The organism is Nocardioides sp. Soil777, from assembly GCF_001428425.1.
Classification (GTDB): Bacteria; Actinomycetota; Actinomycetes; order Propionibacteriales; family Nocardioidaceae; genus Nocardioides; species Nocardioides terrigena.
Genome location: NZ_LMSN01000017.1, coordinates 352038 through 373864 on the forward strand (window position 1 = coordinate 352038; position 21827 = coordinate 373864).

The window sequence follows — 21827 nt, forward strand, 5'->3', positions numbered from 1 at the left end:
GACACCGGGGCGCGGGCGGGGGTCACACGTCCGTGGGGCGCTCGTTGTAGACCCCGGCCTCCTCCTGGCCGGACAGTCCCCCGATCGCGGCCATGACCCGGTCGGTGAGGTCGCGCCGCGCGCGACCGGAGGGCACGCCGTCGTACTCCCCCGCGACGTCGATCGGAGGGCCGAAGCGCACGGTGACCGACGCCAGCCGCGGCAGGGTCGAGCCCACCGGCTGGATGTCCTGGGTGCCGGTCAGGCCGACGGGCACGACCGGGCAGCCCGCGGTGAGGGCGAGGTGGGCGACGCCGGTCCGGCCGCGGTAGAGCCGGCCGTCGCGCGAGCGGGTGCCCTCGGGGTAGATCCCGAACGCCTCCCCGCGGCCGAGCACCTCGAGCGCCGTGTCGAGGCTGGCGATCGCGGCCTTGGTGTCGTCGCGGTCGACCGGCAGCATGCCGAGCCCCTCGAACCACGCCCGCTGCATCGCGCCCCGGACGCCGGTGCCGGTGAAGTAGTCCGACTTGGCGAGGAACACCACCTTGCGCGGAGCGACGACCGGGATCACCACGCTGTCCACGAAGGAGAGGTGGTTGCTGGCCAGGATCACCGCCCCGCTGCGGGGCACGTGCTCGAGACCGGTGACGGTCGGTCGCCAGACGGCCTTGGCCACCGGCGGCACGACCGTGTGCAGCACGCGATACATCATGGCGCCCATTGTGGCCCCGACCCGGCTCCCGACCGTGCAGGGCTCCGCGCCCCGGACGGAACGGCCGTCACCGCACCGGTCGTGCCTCGACCTCACGCCCGGTCGGACGACGCCTCGCGCAGGGCGAGCCCGGCGGTCACGAGGACGCCGGCGACGGTCAGCAGCGCGACGGTCCACAGCGCGGGCTGCTCCGGGGCGGAGCCCAGCCCGCGTGCGGCGACCCACGCGACGGGGAGGACGAGCAGCGACAGCAGCGCGCGGCGTACCCAGAGCAGCGCGAGCCGCCGGTCGACGGCAAGCCGTGCGGGACCGTACGACGCCAGCAGCGCGGCCACGTGGGCCCCCAGCAGGGCCGCGCCGGCGAGCAGCACGGTCGGTTGCAGCGGGTCGGCGACGCGCACGCCCCACCAGCCGACGACCAGGACGAGCACGACCTGCCCGACCGGCGACTCCGGGGCGACGCCCCACCCCAGCGCCAGCAACGCGAGCACCAGCAGGAACGGAGTGGCCGGACGCTGGCCCGCGGCGGCGATCGCGAGGAGCGGCAGCAGCACCACCAGGACCCTCGCGGCGACCGCCGACGGCTGCCACTGCCGGACCCGGTTCACCGGGCACGCACCCGGGGTTGCTGGGCCCGCCGGGCCAGGCGGTGCAGGACGTCGTCGACGGTGCCGGGACCACGCCAGGGCACGACCGGGCAGCCGAGGCCCGCCAGCCGGTCGAGGAGGTTGTCCCGCTCGACCCGCCGCATCCGCCACGCGAGCCCCGCCCGCGACCGGGGGCCGCCGAGCTCGTCGAGGTCGCGCTCCCCGAGCGTGTCGATGACGATGACCGGCACGCCCCGACGGACCAGCATCGCCGTCGCGGTGACGACGGGCGCGTCCAGCATCGGCGAGAGGACGTAGACGACGCAGTCGCCCTGGACCCCGAGCTCGAGGGCCGCGTCCTCGTCCACCTGACGGTTCGCCGGGACGATCCTGGCGAGGGTGCCGGCCAGGCGGTGGAGGTGCCGGGTGCCGGTGCCGAGCGGGACCCGGGCGTCGCCCGGTCCGAGGACCCGCAGCCCCACCCGGTCGCCGACCCGGACGTGGTGCTCGGCGAGCGCCGACGCGGCCCGCACCGTGAGGTCCAGGCTGCTGGCCGGCCCGTCCACGCCCCCGCTGTGCCCGAGCTCGCGGAAGGCGTCCACGACGACGAGCACCCCCGAGTCCTGCTCGGCCCGGGTGGTCACGACCTGCAGCGAGCCGGTGCGCAGCGAGACCGGCCAGTGGATCCGGCGCAGCCGGTCTCCCGCCGCGAAGCCCCGGATCCCGCTGAACTCGGTCCCGCTGCCGACGCGGCGCGAGCGGTGCGCGCCGACGAGGCCGTCCGGCTGCGGGGCCTCGGCCCGGGAGTCGAAGGCGGCCGGCTGGGGCAGCACCGGCACGGTGACCGCCGGGACCGCCCGCGGCCCCCAGCGGAACCCGGCCCAGGCACCGGTGAGCGCGACCTGCTCGGCGCCGACGGGCCGGCGCCCCCAGCGGGTGACGCCGATGCCCGCCTCGGGCATGCCGTCGCGGAGGAGGCCGCCGACGACCCCCGACGGTGGGGAGAGGACGACGTACGGCGGGCGCTCCAGCACGCGGGTCACGTGCTCGACCCCGTCGGCGGGCTCCACCACCAGGCCGCTGGCCAGGCCCTGCCCCTCGTGCAACCGCTGCACCCCGAGGTCGGGGACCAGGCGGGGCGTCGTGCGTGGCCGGTGCACCAGGCCGAGCACCGCCGGCACGAGGAAGGGCGCGGTCAGGACCACCAGCACCGGCGACCCGAGCGCGACCGCCCCGACCAGGCCCGCCGCCGCGACGGCACAGGCCCGGGCCAGGGCGGGGGTGGCGACCCAGCGGGTCACCGTCGCCCCGCGGCCTGCTCCAGGGTGTGCGGGGTGGGGACGCTGGCCAGGACGGAGTCCACGATCCGGGGCCCCGACGCGGCGCTCATCCACAGCTCGGGGCGCACCGTGACGCGGTGGCCGAGCACGGCCCGGGCCACCGCCTTGACGTCCTCCGGGACGACGTAGTCGCGACCCCGGATGACCGCCCAGCCGCGGGCCGCGAGCACCAGCCCGAGGCTCCCGCGGGGGGACGCCCCGGTGAGGGCCTCGGCGTGGCCGCGGGTGGCGGCGGCCAGGGCGACGCAGTAGCGGCCGACCGACTCGTCGACCTGCACCCGCTCGACCGCGGCCTGCAGGGCGGCCAGGCCCCGGGCGTCCGTCACCGGCTCGACCACGACCTCCTCGCGCTGGCGGGCCACCCGGCGCGCGACGACGTCGTACTCCTCGTCGGCGGTCGGGTAACCGAAGTCGACGCGCATCAGGAACCGGTCCAGCTGCGCCTCGGGCAGCGGGTAGGTGCCCTCGTACTCCACCGGGTTGGCGGTCGCGAGCACGTGGAAGGGCCGCGGCAGCAGGTGCGTCTCCCCCTCCACGGTGACCTGTCCCTCCTGCATGGCCTCGAGCAGCGCGGACTGCGTCTTGGGCGGGGTCCGGTTGATCTCGTCGGCCAGCAGCAACCCGGTGAACAACGGGCCCGCGCGGAAGGAGAAGTCGCCGCTGCGCTGGTCGTAGACATACGACCCGGTGAGGTCGGCCGGCAGCAGGTCGGGCGTGAACTGGGCGCGGGCGAAGTCCAGGCCGAGGGCCTGGGCGAAGGAGCGCGCGGCCAGGGTCTTGCCGAGCCCCGGGAAGTCCTCGATGAGGACGTGGCCCTTGGCCAGGACCGCGGCCAGCACCAGGCTGAGCGCCTGCCGCTTGCCCACCACGGCCTGACCCACCCGGTCCAGCACGTCGGCTGCGACACGGGTCGCCTCCTGGGTGGTCAGCGGGACGGCGTCATCTGTCACGGCGTCACCTTGCACGGCGTCATCTCCCACGGAGTGCCTCGATCCTGGTCAGGTAGCGGTCGATGTCGGCGGGGGTCAGCCGGCGCGCGGGTTGCTGGGCGAGGTCGCGCAGCACCGGGTCGGCGAGGTCGGGGTCACGGGAGCGGGCCAGCGCCACCAACCGGTCGCGCAGTGCCGGCCCGGGGTCGCGGGAGTCGAGGTGGCTGTCGAGGACCCGGCTGTACGTCGTGGCCTCCCCGGGGTCCGGCCGCACGAACGGCGGCAGGCCGGAGTCCCAGCCCGCAGGGTGGGTCCCGGCCGCGTCGAGGAGCAGCCACAGCAGGGCCGCCACCGTGGTCGCGAGCAGCGCCCAGCCCAGCAGCCGCGGCCCGAAGTCCAGGAGGGTGAGCACGACCTGGCCGACGACCACCACCAGCGCGAGGATGACGGCGCGGGCCCACCAGGCCCGGAGGAGCGGGCTGCTCACCGGACCGCCCCGACGCTCGCGCGGATCCGGGCCAGCGCGTCGACGGCCGCCCGGCGCTCCGCCTCGCCCACCTCGTGGCCGCTGAAGCGGGCCTCGCGGTAGAGCTCCAGCAGGCGGGTCACCGCCTCCCGGTCGACGTCGGCGGCGTCCAGCATCCGCAGCGCCAGCTCCGAGGAGGTCTCCCACTCCCGGCGCGCCATCCCCGCGCGCTCGGCCTGCAGCTCGAAGCGGTGCCAGCACTCCACGATCGCGTTGCGCGGCTCCCCCTCCTCGAGGACCCGCGCCTGCTCGTCGGCGTCGCGGGCCATGGCGGCGGCGATCCGCTGCCGGTCGTCGAGGGTCTCGAACTCACCGGTGGCCGCCTCCTCGCGGGTCCCGCGCCGGACGAAGGCGGTGTGCAGGCGGCGTACGAGGAGGAACGCGACCAGCACCATCCCGGCGAGGGCGGCGAGCTGCACGGCGCCGCCGACCACGTTGAGGAGCACCCGCACCCAGGTCGGCGGGTCGGCCTGCTCGACGTCGTCGCGGGTCGTGCCCGCGGTGTCGATGGGCGCTTCCTCCGTCGCGGTGGTCGTCGTCTCCCGGCTGATCTGCGGGCCGTCGCCGGTGAAGACCTCCTGGGGTCCCACGAGGGCGGCCCAGGCGACCAGCACCACGAGGACGCAGGCACCGGCCACGGCCAGGGTGGCGACGACGGCGGGCCTCCTCATGGCGGCGACCCTAGCCCGCGACAGGGCCGGGAGGGGTGAGACATGACCGGCAGCTCCGCCCCCCACGAGACGGAGCCGCCGGCGACTGTGGCGAGCGGGTCAGCGGGTCAGAGGACCGGGCTGAACGGCTCGGTGCCGGGCACGAGCCGCAGGCCCGCGAGGGGCCCGTGCTGCTGCGCGTAGGACAGCTCGTGGGACAGGTCGCCCACCCCGTTGGACCCGGCGAGCGGGGCCAGGGCGAGCGTGGAGAGGGTGCCCAGGGCGTTGCCCTCGGCATCCAGGAACGCGCTGCCCGAGTCACCGGGGACGCCCGGCGTCACGGTGTAGACCGGGTGCGACCAGCCGTCGCCCTCGGTGCCGAGGCTGGTGCCCTGCTTGGGCGCAAGCGCCTCGACCCCGGCACGCAGGCTCGAGCTGCCGTACGAGTACACCGTGTCACCGGCAGCGGTGCCCGTCGTGTTGACGGCCACCGGCCCACCCCAGAACGGGACCGACGGGTTGACCTTGGCGACGTCGCCCGCGTCGACCTTCACCAGCGCCAGGTCGTTGTAGGCGCAGGCGTTCTCGCCGGTCTCACCGCGCTGCTGCATGGTGAGCCAGGATGAGTAGGCCAGCGTGCCCTGGCCCACGGTCGTCCCCTCGGTGGCCGGCGAGCCGCCCTCGACGAAGCTCACCCGGGTGCCGAGCGGCAGGGAGGCGGCGTCGCAGCCGTTGGTGTCGGTGGCCTCCCCCGTGCCGGCGCAGTGCGCCGCGTAGCCGACGTACGTCGCGCCGGAGCCGTCGGTGTAGACGAAGTTGGCGGTGCACTGGGCGCCCTCGGTGTACATCTGCACGCCCGGGTGGATCTGTGCGGTGTCCGCCGGGGCGTACGCCGAGACGTCCGCCGGGGCGGCGGCGGCCGTCGCCGGGACGGCCAGCACGGCCGCGGCGGCCAGCGCTGCCGCCGAGGACAGGGTCAGGATCGATCGGTCACGGTGCCATCGGTTCGGGTCCATGGAGACGCCAACGAGGCGCAACCCGGAGGGGTTACGCCTCGTGTGGTGATCGCGTCGACCGGGTGCTGCGTCAGTACGCCGGCTGGCTGGGGTCGATCTGCGACACCCACGCCACCACGCCGCCACCGACGTGCACGGCGTCGGCGTAGCCCGCGCCCTTGACGATGGCGAGGGTCTCCGCCGAGCGGACGCCCGACTTGCAGTGCATGACGACCTGCTTGTCCGACGGGAGCTGTCCGAGGGCGTTGCCGTTGAGGAACTCGCCCTTGGGGATCAGCACCGAGCCGGGGATCTTGTTGATCTCGTACTCGTTGGGCTCGCGCACGTCGACCAGCACGAAGTCGCGCTCACCGGCCTCGCGCTCCTTGAGCATCTGCTCCAGCGTGGAGACCGAGATGGTCGAGCCGGCAGCGGCCTCGGCCGCCTCGTCGGACACCGCGCCGCAGAACGCGTCGTAGTCGATGAGGTCGGTGACGGTGGGGTTCTCGCCGCAGAGCGCGCAGCTGGGGTCCTTGCGGACCTTGAGCTTGCGGTACTCCATCTCCAGCGCGTCGTAGATCATCAGCTTGCCGGCGATCGGGTCCCCGATGCCGGTGAGCAGCTTGATGGCCTCGTTGACCTGGATCGCGCCGATGCTGGCGCACAGCACGCCGAGCACGCCGCCCTCGGCGCAGCTGGGGACCATGCCCGGCGGCGGGGGCTCGGGGTAGAGGCAGCGGTAGCAGGGCAGGTCCTCGCCGAGCATCGGCGCGAAGACCGACGCCTGGCCGTCGAAGCGGTAGATCGACCCCCACACGTAGGGGATCCCGAGGAAGTACGCCGCGTCGTTGACCATGTAGCGGGTCGCGAAGTTGTCGGTGCCGTCGACGATCAGGTCGTAGCCCTCGAAGACGCGCTTGACGTTGTCGTTGTCGAGGCGCTCGTTGTGCACGACGACGTTGACGAGCGGGTTGGTCTCCTGGATCGAGTCGCGGGCCGACTCGGCCTTGGGCCGGCCGACGTCGGACTGGCCGTGGATGATCTGGCGCTGCAGGTTGGACTCGTCGACCTCGTCGAACTCGGCGATGCCGAGGGTGCCGACTCCGGCCGCGGCGAGGTAGAGCAGCGCGGGCGAGCCGAGGCCGCCGGCGCCGATCACGAGCACCTTGGCGTTCTTGAGGCGCTTCTGGCCGCTCATGCCCACGTCCGGGATGATCAGGTGCCGGCTGTAGCGGCGCACCTCGTCGGTGGTGAGCTCGGCGGCAGGCTCGACGAGCGGGGCGAACGACACGGGGCACTCCTAGGCTTCTCGGCACTGTTCTCGGTGGCTCTTCGGTGACGTGGGGGCAACGCCGCCGACGCCGTCCATGTTCCCCGCGCCCCGGTCGCGAACCGGTCACGTCCCGGCATCCGGACGATGACGGACGGCAAACTTCGACCCCAGGGGTCTTGTCAGGACGTCCTGCGTGGGTGAGGGTCACTCCGGTTGAAGATTTCCTGCTCGGGCGGGATGCGTCGGACCATCCGTCGAGCGTGTCTGCACCCGGGTTCCCCCCACACCCACTCCGGGAAGGCACGACACCTTGCACCCCACCACCCGACGCTTCCTCACCGGGAGCACCGCCGTCGCGGTCACCGCGACCATGGCGGCCACCCTCGCCGCCACGACGGCCAGTACGGCGGGCGCCTCGCCCGACCGCGCGGACAGCAACGGTCAGACCGGTGCACACCGGCCCGACAACCGGCCCGGCCCGCTCACCAAGCGCCAGGACGCGCTCCGCGAGAAGGCCCTCGCGATGCTCGCCAACGGCACCGCCGACCTCCAGCGCCGCCAGGGCGGCGGCGCCACCGTGAGCCTCGGCCCGAAGAAGCCCGGCAGCGACACGCCCACGGCGTACGAGTTCCCGGTGAACCGCACCGACCGGATCTTCACCGTGCTCTCGGAGTTCTCCGACGTCTCGCACAACTCGATCCCGCAGCCCGACCGCGCCCTCGACAACTCCACGGTGTGGCGCGAGGACTTCGACGCGGCCTACTACGACAACCTGTTCAACGGGCCGACCGAGTCGATGACCGACTACTACCGCAAGGTCTCGTCGGGCAAGTACTCCGTCTCCTCGACGGTCGAGGACTGGGTCACCGTCCCCGGCGGTCTGGCCTCCTACGGCGCCAACGACGTCGAGGACAACGGCGGCTCCTGGCAGTTCATCGCCGACACCGTCGACGCCTGGTACGCCGACCAGCTCGCCAGCGGCAAGACCGCGGACGAGGTCGACGACTACCTCGCCACGCTCGACGTCTGGGACCGCTACGACGCCGACACCGACGGCGTCTTCAACGAGCCCGACGGCTACATCGACCACTTCCAGGCCGTGCACGCCGGTGAGGGCGAGGAGGGCGGCGCGTCGCCCGACGCCATCTGGTCGCACCGCTGGTACGTCAACGGCACCGACTACGGCCAGACCGGCCCCGGCGCCAACAAGCTCGGCGGCACCCAGATCGGCGAGTCCGGCTTCTGGATCGGCGACTACACCGTCGAGCCCGAGAACGGCGGCCTCGGCGTCTTCGCCCATGAGTACGCCCACGACCTCGGCCTCCCGGACTACTACGACACCGCCGGTGGCGAGAACGGCACCAGCTTCTGGACCCTCATGTCCTCCGGTTCCTGGCTCGGCGACGGCGAGGCCGCCGGCGAGGGCATCGGCACCACGCCCGGCCTGATGGGTCCGGAGGAGAAGCTCGAGCTCGGCTGGCTCGACTACTCCGAGGTCGACCCCGGCCAGGCGTCCACGGTCAACCTCGGCCCGTCGCAGAACACCTACGACAACCCCGGCACCACGGCCAACGAGGCCGACCAGGCCGTCAAGGTCAACCTGCCCGAGCTCACCACCACCACGTCGTACACGACTCCCCCGCAGGGCTCCAACGCCTGGTGGTCGGGCCGTGGCGACGGGATCAACCACACCCTGTCCCGTGACGTCACCGGCTCCGGCTCGGTCACCGTGACCGCGTCCGCGTGGTACGAGATCGAGGCCGGCTACGACTACCTGTACGCCGAGACCTCCACCGACGGCGGCAAGAGCTGGACCCAGGTCGGCTCTCCCGTCGACGGTTCGTCGGGCAACCGCTGGAAGACCCTGCGCTACAGCTACACGTCGTCGGGTCCGCACCAGTTCCGCTTCCGCTACCAGACCGACGGCGGCGTCAACGAGGCCGGCGCGTTCCTCGACAACGTGACGATCAAGTCCTCGACCGGCACCGTCACCGACGGCGCCGAGTCGGGCGACAACGGCTGGACCCCCACCGGCTGGACGATCTCGACCGGGTCCGAGACGGTCACCACGCCGCGCTACTACCTCATCGAGAACCGCCAGCACGTCGGCTACGACTCCACGCTCGGCACCGGCCCGTACAACTTCTCGAAGGGGCTCACCAAGCCCAACTGGGTGGAGTTCTTCCAGTTCCGCCCGGGCATGGTCGTCTGGTACGTCAACGACGCGTACGCCGACAACAACGTCGCCACCCACCCGGGTGGCGGATCGGCCCTGCCGGTCGACGCCCGACCGGCGCCGTTCACGTACTCGGACGGCACCCGGCCGAGCAACCGGCGCCAGCCGTTCGACGCGGCCTTCGGCCTCCAGGCGGTGCCGGAGACCTGCCTCCACAAGGAGGTCCTGACCGGCAAGGGCAAGAACCAGACGGTCCAGGAGCTGGCCGCGTGCGCGCCGGCCGACGCGGGCATCGCGACCTTCGACGACAGCGACCCGCTGCGGTACTGGTCCTCGGCCAACCCGCAGAACTCGGTCAAGGTCGCAGGGGCCGGCGTCAAGGCCACCGTCACCGGTGACACCGGCGGGTTCCTCACCGTCTCCGTCACCAACCCGGCCTCCTGAGCCGGAGCACGACACCCAGCACGACAGGAGCAGGGGCCCCGCGTCACGCGGGGCCCCTGCTTCGTCCCCGGGCCCTCTACCTGCGAGTAGGCTGCGGGCTCATCGATCCTGCGGGAGGAAACACACGTGAGCGTTGATCGCTTCGACTCGGGCGAGCCCCGGCCGCGGGGCGGCCGGATGCCGCGACGCGAGCGCCGCGCCCAGCTGCTCGAGTCGGCCCTCGAGGTCTTCGTGGCGCAGGGCTACCACGCGGCCGCGATGGACGACATCGCCGACCGCGCCGGGGTGTCCAAGCCGGTGCTCTACCAGCACTTCCCCGGCAAGCTCGAGCTCTACCTCGCCCTGCTCGACACCTCCTGCGACACGATCATCGACAACTGCCGCCAGGCGCTGGCCGCCACCCAGGACAACAAGCTCCGCGTCGAGGCCACGATGGACGTGTTCTTCACCTACGTCGCCGCCGACACCGGTGCCTTCCGCCTGGTCTTCGAGTCCGACCTGACCAGCGAGCCCGCCGTGCGCGAGCACGTCGACCGGGTCACCACCGAGTGCGCCTCGATGATCGCCGAGGTCATCCACGAGGACACCGGCCTGCCCGACGACGCCTCGCGCCTCCTCGCCGTCTCCCTGGTGGGAATGGCGCAGGTGAGTGCCCGGTTCTGGCTGTCGGAGACGGCCGGCATCAGCCAGGCCGACGCGGCGGCCCTCGTCGCCGGGCTGGCCTGGCGCGGGATCCGCGGCTACCCCCTGGAGCACTGACCGGGACCAGCCGGCGCCGCTCAGGCCCTGCTGGATACCGTCACCACACACCCCCGTCGTACATCTGAAGGAGTCACCCCGTGGAGGTCAAGATCGGCGTCCAGCACGCCCCCCGTGAGCTGGTGGTGGAGACCGACGCCAGCCCCGAGGACATCGAGGCTCAGCTGACCGAGGCCGTCACGTCCTCGAGCCTGTTCCGCTTCACCGACACCCGGGGCCGCACCATCGCGGTCCCCGGCGACAAGATCGCGTACGTCGAGATCGGCGGCGGCGTCGCCGGCACCGTCGGCTTCCGCTGAGCACCTGATCCACCGGGCTCCTACGGGCGCTCCGGGGGTCCCGCGACTCGCGGCCACCCTTCGGGGGGTCGGTAATTGATCCCGACCCCCGTGGGGACGATGATGCTGGTGTGTCGACCTCCGGGTCGGCAGCGACCGCACCATCAGGGTGTGGCATCCGAAAGGCAGAACTCGTGGACATCCTGTGGCTCATCATCGGAGGCGTCGTGATCGGCCTCCTCGGCAAGCTCGTCGCCCCCGGCGACAAGGACAACATCCCGCTGTGGCTCACCGTCCTGTGCGGCATCGGCGGCATCATCCTCGGCTACTACATCTACGCGGCCTTCGGCGGCGACGGCTCGGGCGGTGTCGACTGGGTCCGCTGGATCGTCGCCATCATCACCTCGGCCGTGCTCGTCGTGATCGCCTCGACCGTCACCGGTCGCAACCACGGCTCGCGCACGCACGTCTGACGCTCACCGCGTCTCGCGCAGCACGTCGAAGGGCCCCGCACCGACTGGTGCGGGGCCCTTCGTCACGTGTCAGGGGTCGGGCGCCGGGGCCTCAGGAGTCGAGGCCGAGGTCGGCCATCCGCTGCGCGTGCCGCTCGGTGAGCCGGGCGAACATCCGGCCCAGCGCCGCGAGGTCGAGCCCGGGACGGTCCACTCCCCCCGCCAGCAGGGCGCTCAGCGCGTCCCGCTCGGCGGCCACCCGCTGAGCCTGGGTGAGCGCCTCGCCCATCAGCCGACGGCCCCACAGGGCCAGCCGACCACCGAGGCGGGGGTCCTGCTCGATGCCCCGGCGGACCCGCTCGACGACGAACGCCGAGTGGCCGGCGTCGTCGAGCGCGCTGATGATGAGGTCGCGGGTGTCCTCGTCGAGGTACGCCGCGATCTCGCGGTAGAAGTCGGCCGCCAGGCCGTCGCCGACGTAGGCCTTGATGAGCCCCTCGTACCAGTCGGAGGGCGCGGTGTGCCGGTGGAAGGAGTCGAAGCCCGGCTGGAAGGTCTCCATCGCCGCGAACGGGTCCGCGCCCAGCGCCTCGAGCCGCTCCCGGAGCCGGGTCAGGTGGCCGAACTCCGCCGCCGCCATCTGCCCGATCGCGACCTTGTCGGCCAGCGTCGGGGCCAGCTTGGCGTCCTCGGCGAGCCGCTCGAACGCCGACAGCTCGCCGTACGCGATCGCGCCGAGGAGCTCGATGACCGCCTGGTGGTAGGCCGGGTCGTGGACTGCTTCGACGGGAGGCCCACCGGCATCCGGGCCGGCTGCCGCGGCGGAGGATTCAGTCATGTCCGCACCCTAGGGGATACAGTGGCCGCATCGAGCGCCACGCCGGAGCCCGAGCGCAGCAGCCACGCGCCACGCCGAGTTGCCGCCTCACGCCCCCCGGTGGACCTCTCCGGTCAGACCCGGCGCCGACGCATGTGCGCGGCAGGCTTGCCTCTTCGGTCCGCCGCTCCCACGGACTCGAATCGACGAAAGCGAACCCGCATGACGACGACCTTCCGCGACCTCGGGGTGCTCCCCGGGATCTGTGACGCGCTCGAGCGCGCCGGCATCACCACCCCCTTCGCCATCCAGGAGATGACCCTCTCGGTCGCCCTGATGGGCACCGACCTCATCGGCCAGGCCCGCACGGGCACCGGCAAGACCCTCGCCTTCGGCATCCCCGTGATGCAGCGCAGCATCACGATGAGCGACCCGGCGTACGCCGACCTGCCGCAGGGCAAGCCGCAGGCCCTGATCGTGGCCCCGACCCGCGAGCTCGCGCTCCAGGTCTCCAACGACCTCCACCTCGCCAGCGCCGACCTCGGCCTGCGCGTGCTCACCGTCTACGGCGGTGTCGGCTACGACACCCAGCTCGACACCCTCGCCTCCGGCGTCGACATCGTGGTGGGCACCCCGGGCCGGCTCATCGACCTGGCCAACCGCCGCGCCCTCGACCTGTCCCACGTGCACGCGCTGGTGCTCGACGAGGCCGACGAGATGCTCGACCTCGGCTTCCTCCCCGACGTGGAGCGGCTGCTGAGCATGACGCCGGAGACCCGGCAGACGATGCTCTTCTCCGCCACCATGCCCGCCGCGATCGTGGCGCTGGCCCGCCGGCACATGCGGCACCCGATGAACATCCGTGCCGAGTCGTCGTACGAGAACGCGACCGTGCCGGCCACGGCCCAGTTCATCTACCTGGCGCACGACCTCGACAAGCCGGAGATCATCGGTCGCGTCCTGCAGGCCGACGACGCCGAGAAGATGATCGTCTTCACCCGCACCAAGCGCCAGGCGCAGCGGATCGCCGACGACCTGGCCGAGCGCGGCTTCGCGGCCGCCCCGCTGCACGGCGACATGGCGCAGATCGCCCGCGAGAAGGCCCTGGCCAAGTTCCGCGAGGACAAGCTCAAGGTGCTGGTGTGCACCGACGTCGCGGCCCGCGGCATCGACGTCCGCGGCGTCTCGCACGTCGTCAACTACACCTGCCCCGAGGACGACAAGACCTACATCCACCGCATCGGCCGCACCGGTCGCGCCGGGGCCACCGGCACCGCGATCACGCTGGTGGACTGGCCGGACATCGCTCGCTGGAAGATGATCAACAAGGTCCTCGACCTGCCGTTCCCGGAGCCGACCGAGACCTACTCGACCTCCGAGCACCTCTTCCAGGACCAGGGCATCCCGGCCGGCACCAAGGGCCGCATCGTCGACGCGGCCCCGGTGGAGCGCAAGCCGCGCGAGGACCGCGCCCCGTCGGGCGACCGCGACCGCGCCCCGCGCAACCGCGACCGGAGCCGCAGCCGCAGCCGCACCCGCAACGGCGCCCCCGTCGAGGGTGGCGCAACCGCCGCCTCCACGACGGCGACGTCCACCGAGGCCGCGGACAAGCCCGCTGGCGAGGGCCGCAACCGCAACCGCCGTCGTCGTACCCGCTCGGGCGGCTCGGCCAACTCCGCGGCGGCCCCCGCCTCCGAGTGACCCGCACCTGATCCACACGCACGAAGACCCGGCGCCGATGGCGCCGGGTCTTCTGCGTGTGTGCTGCTTTGTCTGCTGAGGGCGTCAGTTCTTGGAGGGGACCCATGCCTTGGCGGTCAGCGCCGGGTGGTCGCTGATGCCGTTGTAGACCTTGGCGAAGCCGGAGAACTCCGCACCCGAGCCGAGCATCCAGTCCGGGCCACCGAAGCGGGGCACCGGGCAGGGCTTCTTCTTGGTGCCGCCGTTCATCGAGACGAGCGGGGTGGCGCGGGCGACGTGGGAGCAGAACTCCGAGCGCTCGTTGACGTCGCCGATCACGAAGACAGGGCGGTCCTTGCCCAGCATCTGCTTGATCTTCGCGATCTCCTTGCGGGTGGAGACGTCGCGCTCGGTCTCGTGGCCGCCGGGGGCGTTGTGGATCGCCATCACCCAGAAGCCGCGGCCGGTGTCGCGGTCACGGAAGCGCATGTAGGGGATCGGGCGCTGCCAGCCGAGGAACGGCCGCATGACGTGGCCGGTCTCCATGACCTTGACCTCGGAGGTCTTGAAGGCGATCTGGATGGCCGAGCCCCGGGTGCCGAGCGTGCGGCGCGGGAAGAAGTTGTAGCCGGGCATGGACTTCTGCATCTGCCGCAGCTGGTCCTTGGCGACCTCCTGGAAGGCGGCGACGGTGGCGCCCTCCCCCTGCACCCAGCGCGCCGCGCGGGTGGCGCGGTCGATGCCACCACGGGCCATCGCGGAGCTGAGGATGTTGAACGTCGTCAGCCGGACGCCGTACCCGTTGCGCGGGCGGCTCTCGGTCGTGGTCGACGTGCTGGTCGAGGTGCTGGTCGTCGAGGTCGTCGAGGTGTCGGCGTGGGCCGGGCCGGTGGCGATGGCCGGCGTGGTGATCAGGCCGAGGGCCAGGACGCCGGCGGCAACAAAGGACTTGGTCGTCGGAGGCATCCGGGCACCCTAGGCAATGCCCTCGGCGTGGCGCCAAATCGGCGCCGAGGCCTGAGACCGGGTCAGACGACGACCACGGTGGTGCCGGCGGACGCGAAGCGCCACATCGCCACGGCGTCCGGCATGGCCTGCCGGATGCACCCGTGGGACTGGGGGGTCCCGAGCTGCGCACGGGTCTGGAGGGGCTGGTCGTCCTTGGTGGGGATGGAGTGGAAGCCGATGGCGGCCCGTTGCCCGTGGGCGAAACGGACGAAGTACTCCATGACGCCGGAGTCGTCGATGCCGACGGCCCACCGGGAGCGTGACCAGACCTCGTAGCTGCCGGGCTGGAGGTTGTCGGTGAGGCTGCCGCTCACGAGGTACGTCCGCCGCACGCCGTCGTCGGCGCCCACCAGCCAGACGCGCTGGGCGCCCTCGCTGAAGACGACGCGGCGACCGATGCCGGAGTCGGCCGGCACCACGGCCGGGTCGACGGCGGGTGCCACCACGGTCGGTGTCGGGGCGGGGGTCGTCGGGGTGGGCGCGGCGGGTGTCGTCGTGGACCCGCTCAGCACGGCGGTCCCGCCGTCCGGTGCCGTGGCCCCGGCCGCGCGATCGGCGGCCGCGGCGGGCTCCCGCTCCACCGGCAGCACGCCCACTCCCCCGAGCACCGAGACCGCGGTGACGACGCAGGAGGCCAGGGCCAGCACGATCCGGCCGTAGCGCGGGTGTGCGGACCGGTGGCGGGTCACCGGCTCAGGCCTTGGCCCGGGCGGTGCTCGTGGGGGCTGCCTTGCGGGCGATCTTCTTCGCCTTCTTGGCCTTGGGCCGCTGGGAGCGGGTGACCAGGTTGGCGGCCACCTCGCGGTAGGCCTGCGCACCCTTGTTGCTGCGGCTGGTGGCGAGGATCGAGCGGCCGGCGGCGGGCGCCTCGGCGAACTTGATCGTCTTGGGGATCGGCGGCTCGACGACCTCGAGGTCGTAGGTCTCGCTGATCGTCTCCAGGACGGTGCGCGCGTGGTTGGTGCGTCCGTCGTACAACGTCGGCAGGACGCCCCACACCTCGAGCCCGCGGTTGGTGAAGCGGCGTACGTCGTGGACCGTGTCCAGCAGCTGCCCGACGCCGCGGTGGGACAGCGTCTCGCACTGCAGCGGGATGAGCACGCCGTCCGCGGCGGTCAGGGCGGCGACGGTCAGCACCCCCAGCGAGGGCGGGCAGTCGAGCAGGATCCAGTCGTAGCCCGCGTCGTCCTCGGCCAGCTGCTCGACGACGCCCTTGATGACGTGCTCGCGACCGGTGCGGGTGAGGAGGTCGGCCTCGGCGCGGGCGAGCTCGATGGTGGCCGGGAGGAGGTCGACGCCGTCCTCGGTCTCGAGGATGACCTCCGAGGGGTCGACCCCCTTGGTCAGGACGTGGTGGACCGAGATCTCGAGGTCCTCGGGGTCGATGCCCAGCGAGAAGGTCAGGCACGCCTGCGGGTCGAGGTCGACGAGGAGCACCGAGTGGCCCAGCTCGGCGAGCGCCGCGCCGATGGAGGCGACGGAGGTGGTCTTGGCGACGCCGCCCTTCTGGTTGGCGATCGCGAGTGTGGTGGTCATCGCTGCACATCATGCCCGACCCGGTTGCCCCGGTTGCGGCGACACCTGAATGCTGGGCGCATGTCTTCCCCCACTGCGCCCACCCCGTCCGGCCCCACCGGCCCGTCCCCGTCCCCGCGTCCCACGGCGCTCGTCACCGGGGCGACCGCCGGGATCGGGCTGGAGTTCGCCCGCCAGCTCGCCCGCTCGGGCCACGACCTCGTGCTGGTGGCCCGCGACGAGCCGCGCCTGCAGTCCGTGGCCGCCGAGCTCCGGGCCGCCTCCGGCGTCGAGGTCGAGGTGCTGCGGGCCGACCTGGTCGTCGCCGACGACCTGGCCCGGGTCGAGGAGCGGGTGGCGGACCGCGAGCGGCCGGTGGACCTGCTGGTCAACAACGCGGGCTTCGGGCTCAAGAAGCGCTTCCTCGACAACCCCGTCGAGGACGAGGTCGCGATGCTGCAGGTGCTCGTGACCGCGGTGCTCCGGTTGTCGCACGCAGCGCTCGGGGCGATGACCGAGCGCGGCCACGGCGGCATCATCAACGTCTCGTCGGTGGCGGCGTTCCTGCCGCGTGGCAGCTATTCCGCGGCCAAGGCGTGGGTCAACAGCTTCAGCGAGTGGGCGGCCCACGAGTACCGCGCCGCCGGGGTGACGGTCACCGCGCTGTGCCCGGGCTTCACCAAGACCGAGTTCCACGAGCGGATGCAGGTGAAGCGGGGCGACAACTTCATGTGGCTCGACGTGGAGTTCCTGGTGGAGAAGGCCCTGGCCGACCACGCGAAGGGGCGGGTGTTCTCCGTCCCCGGCGCGCAGTACAAGACCGTCGTGGCGCTGACGCGGGCCATCCCGTCCGGGGTGCTCCAGCGCTTCCAGTCGATCGGGCGGAGGTAGGGCCGGCCAGTCGGCTGGTCGAGGGGCCGGCGGGGCCGTCAGGGGACGAGCAGGGCCGGGGTCGCCCGGCGGCTCGCCGCCGCGGCGTCACCCGCCCGCTGCAGCAGCCGCTCGAGCTGCTCCGGCGGCGTGGTGTTGCACCCCAGGTCGTGGTCGACCTTGCCCAGGCCGTGGTGGTCGCTGGAGCCGGTCGGGACCAGGTCGAGGTCCTCGGCCAGGCCGCGGAGCTCGGCGCGGACCGCCCCGGAGTGGTCCTGGTGGTCGACCTCGATCCCGGCGAGACCGAGCCCGGCCAGCCTCTCGAGGTGGTCGGGCGTGAGCACCCGCGAGCGACCCCACGGGTGGGCGACCACGCTCACGCCCCCGGCACCGGCGACGAGGCCGATGGCCTCCTCGAGCGGGACGGCGTACCGGTCGATGTAGGCGGGCCGGCCGGGGTTGAGCCAGGTGGCGAAGGCCTCCTCGCGGGTGGCCACGACCCCCGCGGCGATCATCGCGTCGGCCACGTGCGGGCGACCCGTCGCCGCGGCGTCCCCCGCGCGGCGGCGTACGTCGTGCTCGGTGACCTGGACCCCGCGCGCCTGCAGCTTGGCGCAGATCGCCGGCACCCGGTCGTTGCGGCCGTCGAGGATGTCGGCGAGGGCGCGGGCCAGGGGCGGGTACGTCGGGTCGGGGAGGTAGGCGAGCAGGTGCACGCTCGCGTGCCCCAGTCGGGTGCTGATCTCCATCCCGCGGACCAGCGTGATGCCGACCTCGGCGGCGGCCCGCTCGGCCTCTGCCCAGCTCTCGGCCGTGTCGTGGTCGGTGATCGCCACGACGTCGAGACCCGCCTCGTGCGCGCGGTGCACCAGGGCCGCGGGACGGTCCGTGCCGTCGCTGACCGAGGAATGCGTGTGGAGGTCGATGCGCACCCGGTCAGTCTGGCACCGCCCGGGCGCCGGGCACGGATCGTCGCCTCACCAGCCCGGGTCGGGACCGCCGAAGGCGACCTCCACCAACGGAGGCCCCAGCCCGGAGGCGTCGCGGAGGATCCACTCGTCGCGGAGCAGCAGCATCGCGGAGGCCGGCCGGATGACCAGCCACAGCCAGCGGCCGCGCTCCTCACCCACCAGCACGAAGCGGTCGAGCTCGACGTCGTGGGCGCTGGCCGGCGCGCTGCTCGTGGAGACCGGCCACATGGGCACCGAGACCTGCTCGACGCGCACCCGGGCCAGCGGCGGGTCGGCGCCGAGCTCGCCGGGGGTGTCCCCGGGCAGCCGGGCGACGCGGTTGCCGACCCCGGTGCCGGGCTCCTCGCTCACGATCAGCACGTCCACCGGCCCGTCCAGCGCGCTGGTGCCGGAGCAGACGGTCACCGTGGCGTGGGTGCCGCCGTCCTGCTCGCCGACCACGCCGAAGCTGCTCACGTGCCAGCCCGGCCCGAGCGGCCAGGGCAGCAGGGTCGGGAAGCCGCGGGAGCGCTCGAGGTGGGCGACGAACGCGTCGTACGACGCCTCGGCCGGGCGCCACAGCGGCGGCACCGGTCCGTGGTCCCGGCACGCCCACACGGCCTCGTCGCGGGCGACGGGCCGCGGGCACCGGGGACATCGGGGGTCGAGCATGCTCAACGGTGGCGGTGGGTCGCGGGGGGCGTCAAGAGTTCCAGCGCAGCATCACCGGCGACTCGCGCTCCCAGCCGAGCACCGACAGGGTCGAGGTGTCCAGGCGGAAGTGCCGGCCGGCCTCCACGGGCAGCCCGAGCCAGCGCGCGGTGAGGGCCCGGAGGGCGTGGCCGTGCCCGAAGACGAGGGTGCGACCCCGGTGCTCGCGGGCCTTCGCGACCACCCGGTCGAGGCGGGTCGACACCTCGTCGGCGGTCTCACCTCCCGGGACCGGACCGGTCCAGACGCTCCAGCCGGGGACGGTCTCGCGGATGGTGGCCGTGGTGACGCCCTCGTAGTCGCCATACGCCCACTCGACGAGGTCGTCGTCGACCTGCGCCTCGGTGCGTCCGACCAGCTCGGCCGTCGTGCGGGCGCGCTGGCGGGGGCTGGTGAGCACGAGGTCGAAGTCGACGTCGGCCAGCCGTGGCGCCAGCTCCCGGGCGACCTCGACGCCGTGCTCGGTGAGGGGCAGGTCGGTGGTGGACGTGTGGCGTCCCGACCTGCTCCACTCGGTCTCGCCGTGGCGGATGACCCACAGCTCCTGCGTCGAGGCGGTGTGAGCGTTCATCCGCCGAGTGTGGCACCAACCGGGCCCGGGCGTGCCACCATGCGCCATGGACTCCGGCGCCGCGACCTCTGGCGTCGTGCCGCGCGGCCGGGTGGCGGCGATGGTGGCCTTCGGGTGCCAGGGCTTCGTCTTCATCAGCACCACCACGCGCCTGCCGCTCTTCTCCGAGCGTTGGGGGCTGGGCGAGCTGAGCCTGTCCGGGCTGCTGCTGATGGTGGTGCTGCTGGCCGGCCTCGGGTCGGTGGTGGCCGAGCGGTTCGCAGTGCGCCGCGACAGCGCGACGCTGCTGCGGTCCGGCTTCGCCCTGATGGCGGTGGCCCTGGTGCTCACGGTCGTCGAGGTCTGGCCGGTGTTCCTGCTCGGGCTCGCGTTGTACGGCGTCGCGCTCGGCCTGGTCGACGCGAGCACCAACATGCAGGCGGTGGCCGTCGAGCACGCGCTCGCGCGTCCCGTCCTGCCGTCGATGCACGCGGGGTGGACGTTCGGCGGCATCCTCGGCGCGGGTCTGACGCTGGCCACCCCGGGGGTCCCGGTGACCGCCCTGGGCGTGGTCGCGGTGGTGCCGCTCGCGGCCGTGGCGGCGCCGTACCTGCGCCGGGTCGGCTCCCCCACGGTCAGCCACGACGTTGCCGTGCCGTGGCGGCCGATCGTGATGGTCGGCCTGGCGATGGTGCTCTTCTACATGGTCGACACGGCCGCGGCGACCTGGGGACCGACCTACCTCGACCGCACCTTCCCCACCCCGACGTCGCTGCTGGCCCTGGCGACGTTCCCCTACCTGATCGCGTCCCTGGTGGCCCGCATGGCCGGGGACGGGCTCGTACGCCGCCACGGCGCGGTCCGCGTGCTGCGGGCCGGCGCGGTCGTGTCGGCCGTCGCCCTCCTGCTCGTCGTCGCGGCGCCCACGTGGCCCGTCGCCGTGGTGGGCTTCACCCTGCTCGGGCTCGGGGCCGCGGTCATCGCACCGCTGTCGTTCTCGGCCGCCGCCCGGATCGCGGGCGACGGGGTCGACGACCCGCTGCTGCGCCAGGCACGCGTCGACGTGGTGATCGGACGCTTCAACCAGTTCAACTACGTCGGCGGTCTGCTCGGTGCGGTGCTGACCGGGGTCGTGGGAGCCGACAACCTGCGGTACGGGTTCGCCGTGCCGCTCGTCCTGATCCTGCTCGTGTGGCCGCTGGCGACGTACTTCGCGCCGGTGCCGACGGACGCCGCCACGCAGCCGGGGACCCGACCCGGGGCCCCGCCGGGAGCTCAGACGGGGACGAGCGTCCAGTAGTCGAGGTCGAGCAGCACGCCCTCGGCGTACTTCCCGTCGTCGCCGCGCAGCGTCATCGACGCGTCCCGCCCGCGGGTGGCCACGAGGCGCAGGCGCAGCGCACCGACGCCGGGCGCGGACGTCTCGGCGCGGTCGAGCACCTCCGACCAGGCGTGGACCGTGTCGCCCGCGAAGGCCGGGGCGACGTGCGAGCCGGCGTTGATAGCGGCGATGAGCTGGGCGTTGGCCAGTCCGTTGAAGGACAGGGCGCGGGCCATCGAGATGACGTGGCCGCCGTAGATCAACCGGCGGCCGTCGGGGCGGGCGTCGGTGTTGAAGTGCACCTTGGCGGTGTTCTGCCAGAGCCGCGTGGCCATCATGTGCTCGGGGTCGGTGAGGGTGACGCCGTCGAGGTGGTCGATCTTCTCGCCGATCGCGTAGTCGCCGAGGCGGTGCGGCTCCCCCGCCGCCATGAAGTCGTACGACGTGAGGTCGAGGCCGGCGGGGATGACCAGGTCGTCGACGGCCACTGCCGCGGCGAGCTCGGGGACCACGGTCTCCGGGGCCGGGGCGTCCACGTCGCGCTTGTGGACCATCACCCAGCGGCACCAGTCGAGGGCGGTCTCCCCGCGCTGGTTGGTCGCCGTGGAGCGGACGTGGACGACGCCCGTGCGGCCGTTGGAGTTCTGCTTGAGGCCGATGACCTCCGAGCGGGTGCGCAGGGTGTCGCCCGGCACCACCGGCTGGTGGAAGCGGCACTCGGCGTAGCCGAGGTTGGCCACCGCGTTGAGCGAGATGTCGGGGACGGTCTTGCCGAAGGCGACGTGGAAGGCGATGAGCTCCTCGACCGGGGCGGGCGAGAGGCCGCACGCGGCGGCGAACTCGGCGCTCGACGCGATCGCGAACCGGCTCGGGTAGAGCGCGCCGTACAGCGCCCGGTCGCCCTCGGTGATCGTCCGCGGTGTCGCGTGCTCGATCACCTGGCCGACGGTGAAGTCCTCGAAGAAGTTGCCGGCGTCGGTCTTGCTGGTGGCCGTGCCGTCGGTGGCCTCGCTCGCGCTCATGGCCCGTATCGTGCCGCACCCGCGCCCTGACGGACGCGGGTGCACACGTGGTGCTGGTCACGTGCTGCTGGTCGGGGCGGGTGACTCAGGTCCCGCCGCCACCGGCCTTGCGGCGGTGCACCTTGGGTGCGGCGCCGCCTTCGACCTCGGCCCCGTGGGCCTTCTCCTGGACCGGGCCGTCCTGGTGGACGCCCTTCTCCTTGGTGTTCTTCTTGTCGAGCGCCTCGCGCATCTTGGCCTTGAGGTCTTCGTTCGCCATCCGTCCTCCTTGGTCAGGCCCCCA

The 21827-nt window shown here is 73.1% G+C and carries 24 protein-coding genes; 7 read left to right on the top strand and 17 right to left on the bottom strand.

Features of this window, described 5'->3' with window-relative positions:
- Positions 1–22: 22 nt before the first annotated feature.
- The 8 genes from ASG88_RS16905 to moeZ all read right to left on the bottom strand — a co-directional run bounded on the left by ASG88_RS16905 (position 23) and on the right by moeZ (position 7009).
- Entirely contained in the window at positions 23–691 is a 669-nt protein-coding gene (locus ASG88_RS16905; protein WP_056888649.1) for a lysophospholipid acyltransferase family protein, read from the bottom strand.
- A 92-nt stretch (positions 692–783) separates the two neighbouring features.
- Positions 784–1299, bottom strand: a complete 516-nt coding sequence (locus ASG88_RS16910) for a hypothetical protein (RefSeq protein WP_056888590.1) — start codon at positions 1297–1299, stop codon at positions 784–786.
- Positions 1296–2579, bottom strand: a complete 1284-nt coding sequence (locus ASG88_RS16915; protein ID WP_056888591.1) for a DUF58 domain-containing protein — start codon at positions 2577–2579, stop codon at positions 1296–1298. Before ASG88_RS16915 ends, ASG88_RS16910 begins: the two co-directional genes overlap by 4 nt.
- Positions 2576–3568 (bottom strand): AAA family ATPase, encoded by a 993-nt coding sequence (locus ASG88_RS16920; RefSeq protein ID WP_056888592.1) that lies wholly within the window; start codon positions 3566–3568, stop codon positions 2576–2578. Before ASG88_RS16920 ends, ASG88_RS16915 begins: the two co-directional genes overlap by 4 nt.
- 19 nt (positions 3569–3587) lie before the next feature.
- Positions 3588–4034 (bottom strand): hypothetical protein, encoded by a 447-nt coding sequence (locus ASG88_RS16925; protein ID WP_056888593.1) that lies wholly within the window; start codon positions 4032–4034, stop codon positions 3588–3590.
- Positions 4031–4744 carry a DUF4129 domain-containing protein gene (locus tag ASG88_RS16930; RefSeq protein WP_056888594.1) on the bottom strand — a complete coding sequence of 238 codons (714 nt, stop codon included), beginning with the start codon at positions 4742–4744 and terminating at the stop codon, positions 4031–4033. Before ASG88_RS16930 ends, ASG88_RS16925 begins: the two co-directional genes overlap by 4 nt.
- A 107-nt stretch (positions 4745–4851) precedes the next feature.
- Complete coding sequence (locus tag ASG88_RS16935; protein ID WP_056888595.1) at positions 4852–5739, bottom strand: hypothetical protein; 888 nt, start codon at positions 5737–5739, stop codon at positions 4852–4854.
- Positions 5740–5809: 70 nt separating this feature from the next.
- Positions 5810–7009, bottom strand: coding sequence for an adenylyltransferase/sulfurtransferase MoeZ (moeZ, locus tag ASG88_RS16940; RefSeq protein ID WP_056888596.1), 1200 nt, complete (start codon positions 7007–7009; stop codon positions 5810–5812).
- Positions 7010–7301: 292 nt separating this feature from the next.
- On the opposite strand from moeZ, the gene ASG88_RS16945 reads away from it, so the two are divergent.
- From ASG88_RS16945 to ASG88_RS16960, 4 genes are all read left to right on the top strand, one after another.
- Positions 7302–9611 carry an immune inhibitor A domain-containing protein gene (locus tag ASG88_RS16945; RefSeq protein ID WP_235534896.1) on the top strand — a complete coding sequence of 770 codons (2310 nt, stop codon included), beginning with the start codon at positions 7302–7304 and terminating at the stop codon, positions 9609–9611.
- Between the two features lie 177 nt (positions 9612–9788).
- Positions 9789–10370, top strand: a complete 582-nt coding sequence (locus ASG88_RS16950) for a TetR/AcrR family transcriptional regulator (RefSeq protein ID WP_056888597.1) — start codon at positions 9789–9791, stop codon at positions 10368–10370.
- Between the two features lie 80 nt (positions 10371–10450).
- Entirely contained in the window at positions 10451–10669 is a 219-nt protein-coding gene (locus ASG88_RS16955) for a DUF3107 domain-containing protein (protein WP_056888598.1), read from the top strand.
- 173 nt (positions 10670–10842) lie between these two features.
- Positions 10843–11121, top strand: coding sequence for a GlsB/YeaQ/YmgE family stress response membrane protein (locus tag ASG88_RS16960; protein ID WP_056888599.1), 279 nt, complete (start codon positions 10843–10845; stop codon positions 11119–11121).
- A gap of 91 nt (positions 11122–11212) precedes the next feature.
- Here ASG88_RS16960 and ASG88_RS16965 read toward each other — a convergent pair whose 3' ends face one another.
- The gene (locus ASG88_RS16965; RefSeq protein WP_056888600.1) at positions 11213–11938 is read right to left on the bottom strand and encodes a ferritin-like fold-containing protein; all 726 of its coding nucleotides are present in this window, start codon (positions 11936–11938) and stop codon (positions 11213–11215) included.
- 201 nt (positions 11939–12139) lie between these two features.
- Here ASG88_RS16965 and ASG88_RS16970 point away from each other — a divergent pair, with 201 nt between their 5' ends.
- Entirely contained in the window at positions 12140–13618 is a 1479-nt protein-coding gene (locus tag ASG88_RS16970) for a DEAD/DEAH box helicase (RefSeq protein ID WP_056888601.1), read from the top strand.
- An 84-nt stretch (positions 13619–13702) separates the two neighbouring features.
- Here ASG88_RS16970 and ASG88_RS16975 read toward each other — a convergent pair whose 3' ends face one another.
- The 3 genes from ASG88_RS16975 to ASG88_RS16985 form a co-directional block, all read right to left on the bottom strand.
- Positions 13703–14563 (bottom strand): hypothetical protein, encoded by an 861-nt coding sequence (locus ASG88_RS16975; protein ID WP_056888602.1) that lies wholly within the window; start codon positions 14561–14563, stop codon positions 13703–13705.
- Positions 14564–14625: 62 nt separating this feature from the next.
- Complete coding sequence (locus tag ASG88_RS16980) at positions 14626–15294, bottom strand: L,D-transpeptidase (protein WP_056888603.1); 669 nt, start codon at positions 15292–15294, stop codon at positions 14626–14628.
- Between the two features lie 4 nt (positions 15295–15298).
- A complete protein-coding gene (locus ASG88_RS16985) occupies positions 15299–16141 on the bottom strand; it encodes a ParA family protein (protein ID WP_056888604.1) in 843 nt (280 codons plus the stop codon).
- 60 nt (positions 16142–16201) lie between these two features.
- On the opposite strand from ASG88_RS16985, the gene ASG88_RS16990 reads away from it, so the two are divergent.
- Positions 16202–17011 (top strand): SDR family NAD(P)-dependent oxidoreductase, encoded by an 810-nt coding sequence (locus ASG88_RS16990; protein ID WP_082600590.1) that lies wholly within the window; start codon positions 16202–16204, stop codon positions 17009–17011.
- A 38-nt stretch (positions 17012–17049) separates the two neighbouring features.
- On the opposite strand, the gene ASG88_RS16995 is transcribed toward ASG88_RS16990, so the two are convergent.
- The 3 genes from ASG88_RS16995 to ASG88_RS17005 are packed head-to-tail and all read right to left on the bottom strand — an operon-like array spanning position 17050 to position 19222.
- Positions 17050–17922, bottom strand: coding sequence for a PHP domain-containing protein (locus ASG88_RS16995; RefSeq protein WP_056888605.1), 873 nt, complete (start codon positions 17920–17922; stop codon positions 17050–17052).
- Positions 17923–17967: 45 nt separating this feature from the next.
- The gene (locus tag ASG88_RS17000; protein WP_235534897.1) at positions 17968–18612 is read right to left on the bottom strand and encodes a DUF6758 family protein; all 645 of its coding nucleotides are present in this window, start codon (positions 18610–18612) and stop codon (positions 17968–17970) included.
- 31 nt (positions 18613–18643) lie between these two features.
- Positions 18644–19222, bottom strand: a complete 579-nt coding sequence (locus ASG88_RS17005) for a histidine phosphatase family protein (protein WP_056888606.1) — start codon at positions 19220–19222, stop codon at positions 18644–18646.
- A 46-nt stretch (positions 19223–19268) separates the two neighbouring features.
- Between ASG88_RS17005 and ASG88_RS17010 the strand changes: the two genes are divergently transcribed.
- Positions 19269–20501: an MFS transporter gene (locus ASG88_RS17010; RefSeq protein WP_082600592.1), complete on the top strand. Its 1233-nt coding sequence runs from the start codon at positions 19269–19271 to the stop codon at positions 20499–20501.
- Here ASG88_RS17010 and ASG88_RS17015 read toward each other — a convergent pair.
- Both ASG88_RS17015 and ASG88_RS23355 read right to left on the bottom strand, forming a co-directional pair.
- Positions 20477–21544, bottom strand: coding sequence for a MaoC family dehydratase (locus ASG88_RS17015; protein WP_056888607.1), 1068 nt, complete (start codon positions 21542–21544; stop codon positions 20477–20479). The genes ASG88_RS17010 and ASG88_RS17015 overlap by 25 nt on opposite strands.
- Before the next feature lie 85 nt (positions 21545–21629).
- Positions 21630–21803: a DUF5302 domain-containing protein gene (locus ASG88_RS23355; protein WP_159083583.1), complete on the bottom strand. Its 174-nt coding sequence runs from the start codon at positions 21801–21803 to the stop codon at positions 21630–21632.
- Between the last annotated feature and the right edge of the window lie 24 nt (positions 21804–21827).